This window comes from Sorangium sp. So ce836 (assembly GCF_028553905.1).
Classification (GTDB): domain Bacteria; phylum Myxococcota_A; class Polyangia; order Polyangiales; family Polyangiaceae; genus Sorangium; species Sorangium cellulosum_D.
In genome coordinates, this window is record NZ_CP102233.1 from 4,996,605 (window position 1) to 5,009,759 (window position 13,155).

Sequence of the window (13,155 nt, forward strand, 5' to 3'; positions counted from 1 at the left end):
GACGGGAGCCAGGGGCGTGGTGGCGAGCAGGACGGGAGCCAGCGAGGCGAGGGCGAGCGGGGCCGGGGCGAGCAGGGCGGGAGCGCGCGGGGCGAGGGCGAGCGCGAAAGGAGCGGCCGAGCGTGGCGCGGCGTCCTCGGGCTAGGCCTCCGGGGCCGCCGGCCTGGGTGCCGGACGCGGATCGGCTCCTCGGCGCCGCGGCGCGGCGGATCCGCGTGGTCGGCTCGAGCACGCCGGTGAACCTCGTCGAGGAGCTCGCGCGGCTCGCCGCGGCGTGGGGCAGGGGGGGCGGGGAGGTCCCGCGGTTCGCCTATGCGCCCGCGCAGGACCACAGCGATCTCCGGATGGCGATGGACACGGCGGCCGAGCGGCTCGCGGATCTGGGGGAGCTCGGCGCGGTCTACGCCGGCCGCGCCCTCGAGCTCGCCGCGGAGGCCGCGATCTGCGAGGCCGCTGGCGGGGCGGGGTGCTGGGCCGCCGCGCGCCGCCGCTACGCCGCGCGCGACGCGTTCGACGAGCAGGCGGACGCGCTCGCCGCGGCCTGGGTCGAGCAGGGCGCGGGCGCGACCGCGGGCGACGAGGAGCGGGTGCGGAGCGACGACGCGCGCTCGCCGCGGTCGCTCGTGTCGCGGATGCGGCGCGAGATCGGGGCGCGGCGCCTGCCGCTCCGGGTCGTGATCGCCGACATCGCGCCGCTCGCCGCGACGGGCGACGGGGTGATCCAGGTCGCGCGGGGGCGCATGCTCACGCGCGACGACGTCGAGCGCACCGTGCTGCACGAGATCGAGGGGCACGCGGCGCCGGGCGTGCGCGCCGCGGCGCTCCCGCTCGGGATCTTCGCGATCGGGACGGCGAACGGCGGCGACGACCAGGAGGGCTGGGCGCTCGCCCGCGAGCGCGCCGCGGGGTACCTGGTCGGCGCCCGCCGGATCGAGCTCGGGCTGCGCCACCTCGCCGCGCGGAGCGTCGAGCGCGGCGCCGGCTTCGTCGAGACCGTGCGGCTGCTCGAGGCGCGCGGCGCGCGCTCCACCGCCGACGCCCTGCGCATCGCGGCGCGGGTCCACCGGGGCGGCGGCCTGGCGCGGGAGGTCGTCTACCTGCCGGCGCTGCTGCGGGTCGAGGCGATGCTCCTGGAGCAGCCGGCGCTCGGCGAGGTGCTCTCCTCGGGCAGGGTCTCCGTGGGCGCCGCGGCGTCGCTTGCGTCCTGGGCGCGGGTGAGCTGAAGGGCCGCGCGCCCCGGTCCGGCGTCGCTTGCGCCCCGGGCGCGTTCGCGCGGAAGGCCGCGGTTGCCCGGCTGGACCGTGGTTGTCTGGCTCACGGGAGACCATGGGAAGGCGGGAAGAAAAGTCCGATCGTCCCCTGAACTTCCTATCTTCCCGCCACAGCGATCCGATGAAATGGAGGCGCTGCGGGTCGGGCGAGGAGCGGAGAGAAAGGGGGCTGCGTGAAGGGAAGGATCACTTCGGCCGTGCGAGCACGGCATGGAACGCGCTTGTCGTGTCCGCTGGCGAGCACGCCGCCGCGCGCGCGCGATCGCGCCCGGCGGGGCCGCGCGGCGCGTGGAGGTGGCTCCGGGGGCGCGCGGCTCGGACGGGCCAGCGGGCGGAGGGGGGCATGAACTCGAAGAAGGCCATGGAGAGGGGTTCCAGGCGGCCGCCGAGGGGAGGCGAGGCCCCGGCGGTGGTCCTCAAGGACGATCTTCACGTCGTGGATCTCGGCGCCGGCGTGATGCTCGACGTGTTCATCAACGTCGAGGGCCGGCTCACGACCTTCGTCAGCCTGGATGGCCAGCTGATCGCCGAGCTCCGCGTCGCGGGACACGCGTGACGCGCGCGCACGATCGCGCCGGGAGGCGTGGAGACGGGGCGAGAGACGACTCGAGCGCTCTCCCCGCCTCCGCGCCTCCCGGGCGCCCCGCGTGCCGGCGGATCCGGCGAGAGGACGCGCCCGGGCTCGGCTCTCCCGGCTAGGCGCCCGAGAACTCCCGCACCACGCGGAGGATGCCCTCGCCGTAGCTCGAGATCTTCGCCTGCCCCATGCCGCGCGCGAGCGCGAGGTCGTCGAGCGACGCGGGCCGGATCCGCGCGATCTCCCGGAGCGTCCGGTCGTGCGCGATGATGTAGGCGGGCAGCGATTTCTCCTTGGCGAGCGCGGCCCTGTGGGCGCGCAGCGCCTCGAACAGCGGGACGTCCCGCTCCTCGAGCTCGACCGCGGGCTCCGCCTGCGCGGGCGAGGCGGCGACGGCCGCGGCCGCCGCGCGGTCGTGGGCCGCCGAGGAGGACGCGCGCGCGGCCGTCGGCGCGCGCGTCGGCGACGAGGGCGCGGTCGCCGCGGGGCGCGCGGCGGGCGAGGGGGCCGCCGGTCGGCGCAGCGGCTTCCGGCGCGCGGCGGGGAGCGGGAGCCGCACCCGGGCGAGCACCTCGCCGCGCATCACGCGCCAGCCCGAGGGCGTGACGAGCGGGACGGGGAACTCGCCGGTGGTGAGATCGATCCAGGCGTTGGCCAGCAGGACCCGCAGGATCGACATGGCCTCGTCGTGGCGCTTCCCCTCGAGGACGCCGAAGGTGGAGAGCCGGTCGAGCCCCATGCGGCGGACGCGCTCGTTCGACTCGCCGGTGAGCATCGACGCGATCGCCTGCATCCCGGCGCCGCCCTTCGCCCGCGCGACGCCGGCGAGCGCGCGGCGAACGAGGTCGTTGTCGCGGGCGAGCGCGGCCGGGTCGCTCTCCTCGAGGGCGTCGACCTCGAGGCAGACGTCGCAGTGGCCGCACCCGCCGAGCGACTCGGCCTCGTCGCCGAAGTAGCGGAGGATGAAGTCGTGCCGGCACGTCGCGGCGTCGATGTAGCGGAGGAGCTCGCGGAAGAGCCCCCACGCGCGCGCGGCGTCGTCGGCGCTCGCCTCGGCGCCCCCCTCGCCGAGCTGGCAGAGCCGGCGGCGCAGCGCGATGTCCGCGGGCGCGAACAAGAGCAGGCCGCGGGCCGGGTCGCCGTCGCGGCCGGCGCGGCCGACCTCCTGGTAGTAGGCCTCGATCGACGACGGCGGCTGGGCGTGCACGACGAGGCGCACGTCGGGCCGGTCGATGCCCATGCCGAAGGCGTTCGTGGCGACCACCACGGAGAGGCTGCGATCGGCGAAGCCGGCCGACAGGCGCGCGCGCGACTCGGGGGCGAGGCCGGCGTGGTACGCCTCGGCGTTCCAGCCGGCGTCGCGCAGCGCCTCGGCCAGGCGCTCCGCGCCCTTGCGGGTGGCGGCGTACACGATGCCCGCGCCGCGGGGCCGCCCGGGGTCGCCGAGGGCGTCGAGGAGGGCGCGCGCCGTGAGGCGCCCGGCCTCGCGCGGGCCGTCCACCGCGGAGACCTGCAGGTGGAGGTTGGGCCGGGCGAAGCCGCGCAGGATGACCTTGGGCGGCGGCCCTTCCGGCCCGGGCTCACCCGCGGCGCCGTCGTCGCCGGGCGAGCTCCGCGGCCAGCCGAGGCGCCGGATGATCTCGTCGCGCGCGTCGGGGGTCGCCGTCGCGGTGCAGGCGAGGACCCGGGGCGGGCGGAGCCGCGCGAGCGCGGCGCCGATGCGCAGGTAGTCGGGCCGGAAGTCGTGCCCCCACTGGACGATGCAGTGCGCCTCGTCGACGGCGACGAGCGAGAGCCGGCTCTCGGCGAGCGCCTCGAGGAAGCCGTCGAAGGCGAGGCGCTCGGGCGCTGCGTAGACGAGCTTGTACTCGCCGCGGCGCAGGGCGGCGAGGCGGCGGCCGTTCTCCTCGCGCGGGAGGCTGGAGGCGACGAACGTCGCGGGGATGCCGCGCGCCTCGAGCGCGCGCACCTGGTCTTCCATCAGCGAGATGAGCGGGCTCAGGACGAGCGTCGTGCCGGGCAGGGCGACGGCCGGGAGCTGGTAGCAGAGCGACTTGCCGCCGCCGGTCGGCGCGACGACGAGGACGCGGCCGGCGCCCCCGAGCAGGGCGTCGATCGCCTCGCGCTGCCACGGCCGGAACGACGCGATGCCGAACCGATCCGCGAGCACGGCGTCGATCGACGGGGGCGGCGACGGGGGCGGGCTCTCCGGGGGGCGCAGCAGGGAGGAGGCGAGGCGCTCGGTCACGATCGGCGAGGGGGGCTCTGCGAAGATCATGGCGGCGGCGTCGAGCGAGCGCCGTGCCCGCCGCGAGCCCTAGCACTTCCGTGGGCTTGCGTCGCGCCGGGGGTGGCGGCGCCATGGCGGCGCGGGGATCGCCGTCGGGGTCCGCCGCCGGCCTCGCGCCGCCGGCGCGCGCGCGCCTGGGCGGCGCGGCGATCAGGCCTGGACCACGCCGACGCCCTTGGCGAGCGATTCCATGTCGTCGAAGTGGTAGACGTGGCGGCCGGGGCTCCCCTGGAGCGCGGCCGCGACCATCGCGCCGGCGACGGTCCTCGCGTCGATGGGGCGGTACCTGCGGAGGCCGCCCTTCATCGTGAACCGGAGCGTCTGCGCCGCCGCGACGCCGATCGCCTCGCCCTTCCTGACCTCGCCCCGCTCGCCGAGGAGCAGGCTCGGGCGCAGGACGTGGACCGCCGCGAAGCTCGCGGCCGAGAGCTCCTGCTCCAGCTCGCCCTTCACGCGCAGGTAGAAGCTGGTCGAGCGCGGATCGGCGCCCACGGAGGAGACCAGGACGAACTGCTTCACTCCCGCCTTCTCGGCGAGCCTGGCGATGGTGATCGGGTAACGATAGTCGATCTGGTAGAAGGCCTCTTCGGAGCCGGCCTTGGCGATGGTCGTCCCGAGCGCGCAGAACACGTCGGTGACGCCGGCGAACTCCGCGCCGTCCAGCCGATCGAAGTCGACGATGCGCTGGGAGAGCCGCGGGTCCTCGATCGGGGCCGGGCGGCGCAGCAGGGCGACGACCCGCGCGTACGCGGGTTGCTGGACGAGGAGGCGCAAGCAGTGGCCGCCGACCAGGCCCGTTCCTCCCACGATGAGAGCTGTCTTGTCGACCATCATGGATTCCATGTTCCTGCGGAATCACCTGCGGAGGGCGCCGCCGCCGGGATCCACAGCCGTACCGCGCAGCGTAACCCAAGCGGCGCGCAAACCATAGCGGCCGGCTGCGGGCGTCGCGAGCGGGCGGTCGGCGTAGACCCCCTACGGTTCCTTCCGCTTCCGCTCCAGGTTCCCCGGTGTGCGCGGGCTCCACATCGCCGCGGCCGGCTTCCCGCCTTCATGGGAGCTCGTTGCGGGCAGAGATGGCCGCGACCGGGACAGAATACCCGAAGGAGATCGCTGGCCTGCGCGGCGGCGGCGATCGTCGTGGCAGGAGGCCCCGAGGGGGGCGGGGCCCGCTCACGCGGCCGGCGAGGGGCCCCGCGGCGCGCTGCTCACGTGAGCGGCGCGGGGGCGACCTTCGGCGCGAGCTTCGCGCGCTGGGCGTGGAAGGCCTTGATCGCCATCGGAATGAGCTGCTCCCGGTGCTTGGGCACCATGTTGTTCGGCAGCTGCTCGACGGGCCACCAGGCGCCGGTGGCCGGGACCTCGGCGAGCTTCGCCTGATGGACCCGGGAGAGCATCCAGCCGCGCGCGGCGGCCGAGAAGTAGTCGCCGACGAACGTGAAGTCGGAGATCGTCATGCCGACCCGGTGGAGCACGTGCTCGGGCTGCTCGCCCGGCGAGAGGACGCTCCCGGGGCAGCACCACTCTCCGGGGCTCGACTCCGACGCTCCTCGCTGGGTCAGGAGGACCTCGAGCGCGCCGGAGTCCGCGTTCTTCCGGAGGCACACGGCGTCGGCGGCGAGGTTGATGGGCAGCCGGGAGACGGCGTTGATCAGCGAGCTGCCGAGAGGCTCCCTCGGATCGACGTACCCGAGCAGCCAGCTGGCCATGGATTTGATGAGCCTCATCGCGGGTCCCTCCGCGAGGGCAGGACGTGGGGCCGCTGGCTCATCGCCGCGCGCGCCGCGCCCAGGTGAGCGCGCCCCTCCTGTTCGGGGCTGGACGCCGTGCCGGCGCCGTTCTTCGCGCCGCTACCCGGGCGGCGCGGTGGGTTCGATGGGATCGCGGTTCGAGTTGGATCTAGCATAGAGGTTGCTGCGTTGGATTCCTTGTGCGTTGTCGCGGGGCGTTGTGTGGGCTCAGATCTTCATGTCGCTCCTCCTGAGATGTCGGACCACTCCGACGACGTTGAACAGCCTACAATAGGCTTTGTTTCTTTGTCGTTTCATTCATGCAGCCCGAGCGTGAATCATCATCTGATGTTGTTGCTCGCGTGTTTCGCCGGCTCCGGACGCGGGTGTTCGGGCGTCGAGCGCCAGAGTCGCTCGTGCGCGGACGGCGCGCGCATGCGCTCGTCGGAACGCCGGTGTCACCGCGGTGTCAGCGGGGCAGTCGTCGCGCCTCTCGCGCCGGCCCGCCGCGCTCGTCCTCCTCGGTCACCTCCGCCTCGACGTCGATGACCTGGCCTGACGCCGGCCACGCCGGCCGCTCGCTGGGCGCGCCAGGGCGCGCTGCGCCGCGTCCGCCGAACGGCCCGCCGCTGAGGTCGATGACCCTCATGCTGAAGAACGCCCCGTTGCCCGGGCCGAAGCCGCCGAGGCCGGCGGCGCTCGCCGCGGCCACGCGCCGCTCGAACCGCTCGCGCACGGCCGCGGCGATCCGGCGGCGCACGGGCGGGAGCAGGAGCATGAGCCCCACCACGTCGGTCAGCACCCCCGGCGTGACGAGCAGCGCCGCGCCGACGAGCGCGAGCAGCCCGCCGGTGAGCCCCTCGTCCGGGGCGCGGCCCTCGGCCACCGCGCCCCGCCAGGAGGCGAGCACCTTGAGCCCCTCGCGCCTCGCGAGCGCTGCCCCGAGGACGGCCGTTCCGAGCGCGATCGCCACCGTCGGCCAGAAGCCGATGCGGTCGCCGATCGACAGAAGCAGCCAGAACTCCAGGATGGAGACCGCCGTGAAGAGCAGGAAGAGCTTGCCCATGCCCCCCGTCTAGCGCCGCCCGCCGCGCCGCGCACGCGCGGGCCGGCACGCCGCCGCCAGCACCGCCATCGCGCGCCGCGTCGCATTTGCTGCCGCGCGCCGCATCGCCGAGCGCGCCGAGCGCGCCGCTCGCGGCCGGCTGCTCCGCCGCGGATCCGGCGCCGGAGTACCGGCCGCGGTGAGAGTGCGCTAAGACCGCCTGCCCCGGAGAAATCCATGACGACCGTCCCCGTGGAGCAGGAAAAGGTGGAGGCGTGCCGCGCGTTTGCCGCCGACATCGCGGACGAGGTGCAGCGCTTCATCGACCGCCACACCACGGTCGGCGTCGAGCGCACGGTGGCCCGCGCCTACGGCGTGGTCGGCGCCGACGCGGAGGGGACGCCGCTCGTGAACGCGCTCGTGGACCGCATCCACAAGGCGGGGCAGCTGGGCCGCGGCGTCGCGTACCACCTCGGCCGGGCGCTCTGCGAGGGCGCCGCCTCGGTGCAGGAGGCGGCCGAGGCGCTGGCGTTCAGCGAGGCGGCCGACTTCGGCGCGGGCCCGACCGCGGCCGAGGCGTGCGGCGCGATCGAGGCGGCGACGCGGGAGGCGATCGCCCGGATCGACCGGGCCCGCGAGGAGCGCGAGGCCACCAAGGCGGCGCACCGGGTCGGCGTCGCGCCGCTCAAGTACGTCATCGTCGCGACCGGCAACATCTACGACGACGCCGTTCAGGCCAAGGCCGCCGGCTTCGCGGGCGCCGACATCGTCGCCGTGATCCGCGCGACCGCCCAGTCGCTCCTCGACTACGTCCCGGAGGGGCCGACCACCGAGGGGTACGGCGGCACGTACGCGACCCAGGAGAACTTCCGGATCATCCGCCGCGCCACCGACGAGGCGACCCGCGACACAGGCACCTACCTGGCGCAGACGAACTACTCGTCCGGCCTGTGCATGAGCGAGATCGCCTGGATGGCGGCGGTCGAGCGGCTCGACATGCTGCTCAACGACGCGATGTACGGGATCCTGTTCCGCGACATCAACATGCAGCGGACGTTCATCGATCAGTACTTCTCCCGCAGGATCATCGCGAGGAGCGGGATCGTCATCAACACGGGAGAGGACAACTACCTCACGACCGCCGACGCCGTCGAGAAGGCCCACACGGTGCTCGCGTCGCAGTTCATCAACGAGGCGTTCGCCCGGCGCGCGGGCCTGCGCGAGGAGCAGATGGGCCTCGGCCACGCGTTCGAGATCAACCCCTGGCTCGAGGACAGCCTCCTCTTCGAGCTCGCCCAGGCCCAGCTCGTCCGGCAGATCTTCGATCGGCACCCGATCAAGTGGATGCCGCCCACGAAGTTCAAGACGGGCGATATCTTCCACAGCCACGTCCACGACGCGATGTTCAACCTGGTCGGGATCACGACCGGCCAGTCGATCGAGCTGCTCGGGATGTTCAGCGAGGCGATCCACACACCGCTCCTCATGGACCGGTATCTCTCGCTGAAGAGCGCGCGCTACATCTTCACGGCGGCGCGCCACCTCGGCGACGAGATCCAGTGGAAGCCGGGCGGCATCGTCGAGTCGCGCGCCCGCGAGGTCCTCGACAAGGCGCACGCGCTGCTCGGCGAGGTCGAGCGGGAGACCCTCTGGGACGCGATCGGGCGCGGCGCGTTCGGCGACGTCAAGCGCACGCGCACGGGGGGGAAGGGGTACGCGGGCGTCGTGGCCCGGCACCCGGAGTACCTGAATCCGGTCCTCGAGGTGCTGGAGCGGTAGTCGTCGTAGTCCGTGGCCCGGAGGGGCAGCGCCGTGGCCGGCCCGGGGGGTACGACCCCCGCGCGATCGGGCACGATGGCCGGCCGGACGGGAGCCGACCCCCCGGAGGATCAGGCAGGAGGCCAGGCTGGAGGGGGGTCGACCCCCAAAGGACCGGGCAGGAGGCCAGGCTGGAGGGAGGGGTCGACCCCCAAAGGACCGGGCAGGAGGCCTGGTTGGAGGGGGTGCGACCCCCGGAGAACCGGGCGGGAGGCCAGGCTGGAGGGGGGGCGACCCGTCCGCGGATGTCGAGCCAACGAGCAAGCGTTCATCGCTGTCCGTGGAGCGAACAGCGGGCGTTCAGGACGGAGGTGCACTTGCGCTGCGAGTCTTCGAGAACCTTGACATAGCTACCGCCGTAGCCTCCGCGCCGCTTGTGTCATCTAAGTACGACCATGTGGTATTGCCGTTCATGATGGACGCTCGTGTTTCAGCACGTCGGCTGGGCGGCGACCGTGCTCGCCGCAGGGGCATGTCAGGCCCGGCTACGTCGCTTGCGTGGCAGAGCTGCGCCGCCGTGGTGCTCTTCAGCCTTGCCTGGAGCTCATCGACGCTGGCGCAGGAACCCAGCGGCTTGCCGGCGTGCTGCCAGAATTTTCACCGCCTCGCGACTGAGCTGAAGCACCAGCTCCTCGCCGCCTGTGTCGCCAACGAGGTACCTGAAGACAGGTACACGGCCGCGATCAATGCGGCTGTCGATAGGTTCGTTCAACGCACGGAGCCGTTCAGAGAAATTAGGAGGTCCGGGGAGGAGTGCGGCTCGCTGGATGATCGAGTGTATTACCTGGGTAGGGCTGGATACAGGCGCGTTCCTGGGTGTGTGCCTGGGGTGGTGGCGAGTCAGAACATGGCGGATATACGGAGGGAGGTTACTGCGACCGACTGCCAGGCGCGGAGCGCTGTGCCTCCGCCGCAACCTGCTATTCACAACCATTTCTATATCAATGAAGTCGATGAGCCGGTGGACCAAGACGACTGCTGCTGCCCGCTTCCGCCTCTGATCGACTTGCCCAGCCAGGAGGCGCGTGAGGTCGTCCTTGGTCTGGGGCTGCTCCCCCAGATCCCGGCGGCGACGACGATCGGCACGAGCGCGCTCATGGCGGCGCGCCCGGGAGCTCAGCCGCTCCTGAGCGCCGAGGTGCCCGTGTCCATAGCTCCGGCGGGGGTCGCGCTCGGCGGCGGCGTGTCGGTGTCGCCTTTCCGTATGGCGCGGGAGGCGCAGCTCGCCAGGCGAGCCGCAGCCCGCGCCGAGGTTGAGCGCCACCTCCGGGAGGCCATCGCGCTCGCGGTGCACATCAGCGTCGAGGACATGGTAAACAACCCCCCGTCGGGGTCTGGCGGGGATCTGCGACGCGCGACGAGCGACGAACTTGCTAGCAAGATACGGGGGCCCGACGCGCAGTCCCTCGAGACGTACTTGTTCGATCGTGGCATGAGGGGCGCGGGCCCGGGAGCCGCAGGGGGGCGCGCTCCCGTCAAAGCGGCGTCCGGCCCCGATGACGGGCTCATCTACGAGTTCGCGAGGAAGCTGGCGCTCAAGGACGGCGCGATCTGGGGCGCCTTGGAGCAGCGCTTCGCGGCGGAGCTTCGACGCGCGCTCGCCCAGCGAGCCACCTCCCCTGGCGCGGATGCTGGGGCGATAGCTCGTGAGGTCGCCAGCAAGCTCGATCTGAACAACGCAAGAAGTCCAGCCCGCACGGCGCTCGTCTACGAGCTGCTCAAGCTCTCCGAGAGCGTCGCCGCCCTCGTGCCTTCCCATGAAGAGCTGGCGCGTCCCGTCGCATCCTCCGCCTGGCTGGACGGGCTGAACATTTCGCTCGCCGTGAGCCAGCCCTCCTCGCGCGTGGACCAGATCCTCGGCGCGCGAGCCAAGTTCGCGGTCGCGATGACCTTCGACTACGCAGGCGATTACAAGGGCAATCGCGATCCAGCTGCAAATACGGAGCTCGGCCGATGTATCCGGGACGCGGTCGCCGAGCTGCAGGAGGCCGCGCAGCAGGCGCGGCAGGACCGCGGCGCGGGCGGCGATACGTCCCGTGCGCTCTCCGGCATGCTCCGGAGCGCGGAGGAGCGCTGCTATCGGAGCCATCTGCCGCCGGCGAGCACGGCCATTGGCGCCGGCGTGAGCCCCGGATTCTACGTGGATGACGTCGAGCGCATCCAGTACGACGCGACGCGCCTCTGGCTCGCGCTCGATTGGCAGCACGACGCCGTCGCGCTGACCTCCGCGTTCGAACTCGTCCACTTCCGGGAGCCGCAGGAGACCTCCGTGCGCGTCTTCCCTCAAGGCACGATGCGTGGCACGCTCGCGCTCCGGCCGGCGAGCGTCGCCGTCGAGCTCGGAGTCGGCGCGGCGCGGATGGCCGCCGGCGCTGCCGACGAAGCGTCGGACGTGGCGCCGCGAGCGGGACTTCACGTCGGCGGCTCCGGCTCCATCCTCCTCCCCGTGGGGCTCAGCCTGAGCGCTTCGGTCCTCGGCCGGTGGAGCTTCGAAGACGACGCGACGGAGGCCCGCGTGATCACGAGCATCGGATGGGCGGAAATGCCCGATTTCATCCGGAGAGCTCTGGAATACAGCGGATTTTCGGCTCGCAGGTGACATGCCCTCCGCTGCGCCGCGGGCGAGATCCCGAGGAATTCCCGGGGCCATCCGCGCTCCCCGCCTGCCGGCGGCGAGGCGCGATACCGGATCGCCGCCGAGTGATGTACACCATGGGCTCCATGACACAGCGAAACATCCTGCGTGCGTATGGCGATCGCGAGGGCGACGGGATGGTCCAGATGTCGTTCACCCTGCGCATCCTGCCGGGCGACCGCGCGCGCGAGGCGGCGAAGCGCTTCGCCGAGGCGCACGGGCTGCGCGAGCCCCTGGTCACGGCCATGGAGCAGGCCAGCCGGGAGCACACCTATTTCGTCGTCTACGGCCACTCCCAGCACGGGGTCGACACCTCGGACATCGAGGTGGAGGAGCTCGCGGCTCAGCCCCTCACGCGCGACCAGATCGAGGAACAGGCGAAGAAGCTCGGCCGCAAGATCGTGGTCGTGGGCGCCTGCACCGGCAGCGACGCGCACACCGTGGGTATCGACGCGATCCTGAACTACAAGGGCTTTGCCGGAGAGAAGGGCCTCGAGAGCTTCAAGTGCTTCGACGCCCACAACCTCGGCGCGCAGGTCGAGAACGCCGAGCTCTGCGAGCGCGCCAAGGCGCTCGGCGCCGACGCCATCCTGGTCTCGCAGGTGATCACGCAGCGGAACTGCCACAAGGAGAACGCGGCGGCCCTCGTCGAGATGGCGACGCGCCAGGGCTTCCGGGACAAGGTGATCCTGCTCCTCGGCGGCCCGCGCATCGACCACAACCTGGCCGTCGAGCTCGGCTTCGACGCCGGCTTCGGCCCCGGCACGAAGCCGATCACCGTGGCGTCGTTCCTGGTCGAGCGCCTCGTGGGCAGGGTCTAGGGGGCAGGCGACGAGCCGGCCTGGCGGCGGGCGGCGATCAGGCGACGAGCAGGTGGTAGGCGGCCGAGAGCTCGGCGAAGCGCGCGGTGCGCTGCGCGCCCTCGCCGGGCTGCGACGCGCCGCGGTCGGGGTGCAGGACCGCGGCGAGCCGGCGGAAGCTGCGGCGGATCTCGGCCTCGGTCGCGCCCTCGCGCAGGCCGAGCACCTCGAGGGCCCGGCGGCGCGGCTCGTCCACCCGGGCGGCGCGCGGCGCGCTCGACGGCCCGCCGCGCGGAGGCGCGTTCGATTTCGACGACGGTGCGCCGGTCGACGCCCCGCCGCGCGCGGCGCCCGCGCTCGCGGCGCGCCGGTAGCGATCCCGCGCGCGCGGGCGGCCGTGGAGGAAGTCGCTCGGCGAGAGCGGGCCGGTCTGCCGCAGCGACCCGGCGAGCGGCCTCGCCGTGTGGAAGCAGATGGTCGCCTCCTCGATGGCGAACAGCGCCTCGAGGCGGGCGCGGAGCTGGATCCGGAGCGCGCGCTCGACCGCGCTCTCGGGGATGAGCCCCGCGGCCACGAGCACCTCGCCGGTCCGGCGCCCCCGGTGCGCGGCGACGAGCGCGGCGAGCCGCTGGATCGACGGCTCGGGCGCCGAGCCCTCCCGCGCGAGGATCTCGCCGAGGCGGGGCACCCGGAGCGGCGTCTCGACGGCCGTCACCAGGCCGGAGAAGAGCTGGATCCTGTGCTGCCGGCCGGGCACCGTGGAGCCGCTCGGCGTCCGGAGCTCGCAGAGCTCCAGGAGCCCGGTGGTCCTCTCGCGGTAGAGCGCGCCGAGCAGGTCTCCCAGGGTCGACGTGGAAAGGCGGCTGGGCAGTTGCATCGCGATCGCGGCGTTATCATCGCCGCCCGCGATCGGGCAAAGAAGCGGCGCGGGCAGGCGGCCGACGCAGGCGCGCGCGTCGGCGAGGCCGGAGGGGCCCGCGCCAGGGTCG

Annotated in this window: 10 protein-coding genes; 5 read left to right on the forward strand and 5 right to left on the reverse strand. The window is 73.4% G+C overall.

Annotation, left to right across the window (positions count from 1 at the left end):
* Nucleotides 1-122 precede the first annotated feature (122 nt).
* On the forward strand, nt 123-1,223 hold the full coding sequence (locus NQZ70_RS18270; RefSeq protein WP_165374032.1) for a tyrosine/phenylalanine carboxypeptidase domain-containing protein: 1,101 nt from the start codon (nt 123-125) through the stop codon (nt 1,221-1,223).
* 391 nt (nt 1,224-1,614) lie between these two features.
* On the forward strand, nt 1,615-1,827 hold the full coding sequence (locus NQZ70_RS18275; RefSeq protein WP_129575357.1) for a hypothetical protein: 213 nt from the start codon (nt 1,615-1,617) through the stop codon (nt 1,825-1,827).
* Nucleotides 1,828-1,966: 139 nt separating this feature from the next.
* On the opposite strand, the gene NQZ70_RS18280 is transcribed toward NQZ70_RS18275, so the two are convergent.
* The 4 genes from NQZ70_RS18280 to NQZ70_RS18295 form a co-directional block, all read right to left on the reverse strand.
* Nucleotides 1,967-4,126, reverse strand: coding sequence for an ATP-dependent DNA helicase RecQ (locus NQZ70_RS18280; RefSeq protein ID WP_129575358.1), 2,160 nt, complete (start codon nt 4,124-4,126; stop codon nt 1,967-1,969).
* A 162-nt stretch (nt 4,127-4,288) separates the two neighbouring features.
* Nucleotides 4,289-4,981 carry an oxidoreductase gene (locus NQZ70_RS18285; RefSeq protein ID WP_129575359.1) on the reverse strand — a complete coding sequence of 231 codons (693 nt, stop codon included), beginning with the start codon at nt 4,979-4,981 and terminating at the stop codon, nt 4,289-4,291.
* A gap of 365 nt (nt 4,982-5,346) precedes the next feature.
* Nucleotides 5,347-5,865, reverse strand: a complete 519-nt coding sequence (locus NQZ70_RS18290) for an NUDIX hydrolase (protein WP_165374033.1) — start codon at nt 5,863-5,865, stop codon at nt 5,347-5,349.
* Nucleotides 5,866-6,337: 472 nt separating this feature from the next.
* Nucleotides 6,338-6,934, reverse strand: coding sequence for an FxsA family protein (locus tag NQZ70_RS18295; protein WP_129575360.1), 597 nt, complete (start codon nt 6,932-6,934; stop codon nt 6,338-6,340).
* 216 nt (nt 6,935-7,150) lie between these two features.
* On the opposite strand from NQZ70_RS18295, the gene NQZ70_RS18300 reads away from it, so the two are divergent.
* From NQZ70_RS18300 to NQZ70_RS18310, 3 genes are all read left to right on the forward strand, one after another.
* Nucleotides 7,151-8,692, forward strand: coding sequence for a lysine 5,6-aminomutase subunit alpha (locus NQZ70_RS18300; protein ID WP_129575361.1), 1,542 nt, complete (start codon nt 7,151-7,153; stop codon nt 8,690-8,692).
* Between the two features lie 319 nt (nt 8,693-9,011).
* Nucleotides 9,012-11,330 carry a hypothetical protein gene (locus NQZ70_RS18305; RefSeq protein WP_129575362.1) on the forward strand — a complete coding sequence of 773 codons (2,319 nt, stop codon included), beginning with the start codon at nt 9,012-9,014 and terminating at the stop codon, nt 11,328-11,330.
* Between the two features lie 122 nt (nt 11,331-11,452).
* Nucleotides 11,453-12,187 (forward strand): OAM dimerization domain-containing protein, encoded by a 735-nt coding sequence (locus NQZ70_RS18310; RefSeq protein ID WP_129575363.1) that lies wholly within the window; start codon nt 11,453-11,455, stop codon nt 12,185-12,187.
* A 37-nt stretch (nt 12,188-12,224) separates the two neighbouring features.
* Here NQZ70_RS18310 and NQZ70_RS18315 read toward each other — a convergent pair whose 3' ends face one another.
* On the reverse strand, nt 12,225-13,043 hold the full coding sequence (locus NQZ70_RS18315) for a J domain-containing protein (RefSeq protein WP_129575364.1): 819 nt from the start codon (nt 13,041-13,043) through the stop codon (nt 12,225-12,227).
* Nucleotides 13,044-13,155 lie beyond the last annotated feature (112 nt).

Bases quoted from the DNA above. Each gene is read 5' to 3' on its own strand.
- NQZ70_RS18275 (WP_129575357.1), top strand. From the start codon at position 1,615: ATGAACTCGAAGAAGGCCATGGAGAGGGGTTCCAGGCGGCCGCCGAGG.
- NQZ70_RS18280 (WP_129575358.1), bottom strand. From the start codon at position 4,126: ATGATCTTCGCAGAGCCCCCCTCGCCGATCGTGACCGAGCGCCTCGCC.
- NQZ70_RS18285 (WP_129575359.1), bottom strand. From the start codon at position 4,981: ATGGAATCCATGATGGTCGACAAGACAGCTCTCATCGTGGGAGGAACG.
- NQZ70_RS18290 (WP_165374033.1), bottom strand. From the start codon at position 5,865: ATGAGGCTCATCAAATCCATGGCCAGCTGGCTGCTCGGGTACGTCGAT.
- NQZ70_RS18295 (WP_129575360.1), bottom strand. From the start codon at position 6,934: ATGGGCAAGCTCTTCCTGCTCTTCACGGCGGTCTCCATCCTGGAGTTC.
- NQZ70_RS18300 (WP_129575361.1), top strand. From the start codon at position 7,151: ATGACGACCGTCCCCGTGGAGCAGGAAAAGGTGGAGGCGTGCCGCGCG.
- NQZ70_RS18310 (WP_129575363.1), top strand. From the start codon at position 11,453: ATGACACAGCGAAACATCCTGCGTGCGTATGGCGATCGCGAGGGCGAC.
- NQZ70_RS18315 (WP_129575364.1), bottom strand. From the start codon at position 13,043: ATGCAACTGCCCAGCCGCCTTTCCACGTCGACCCTGGGAGACCTGCTC.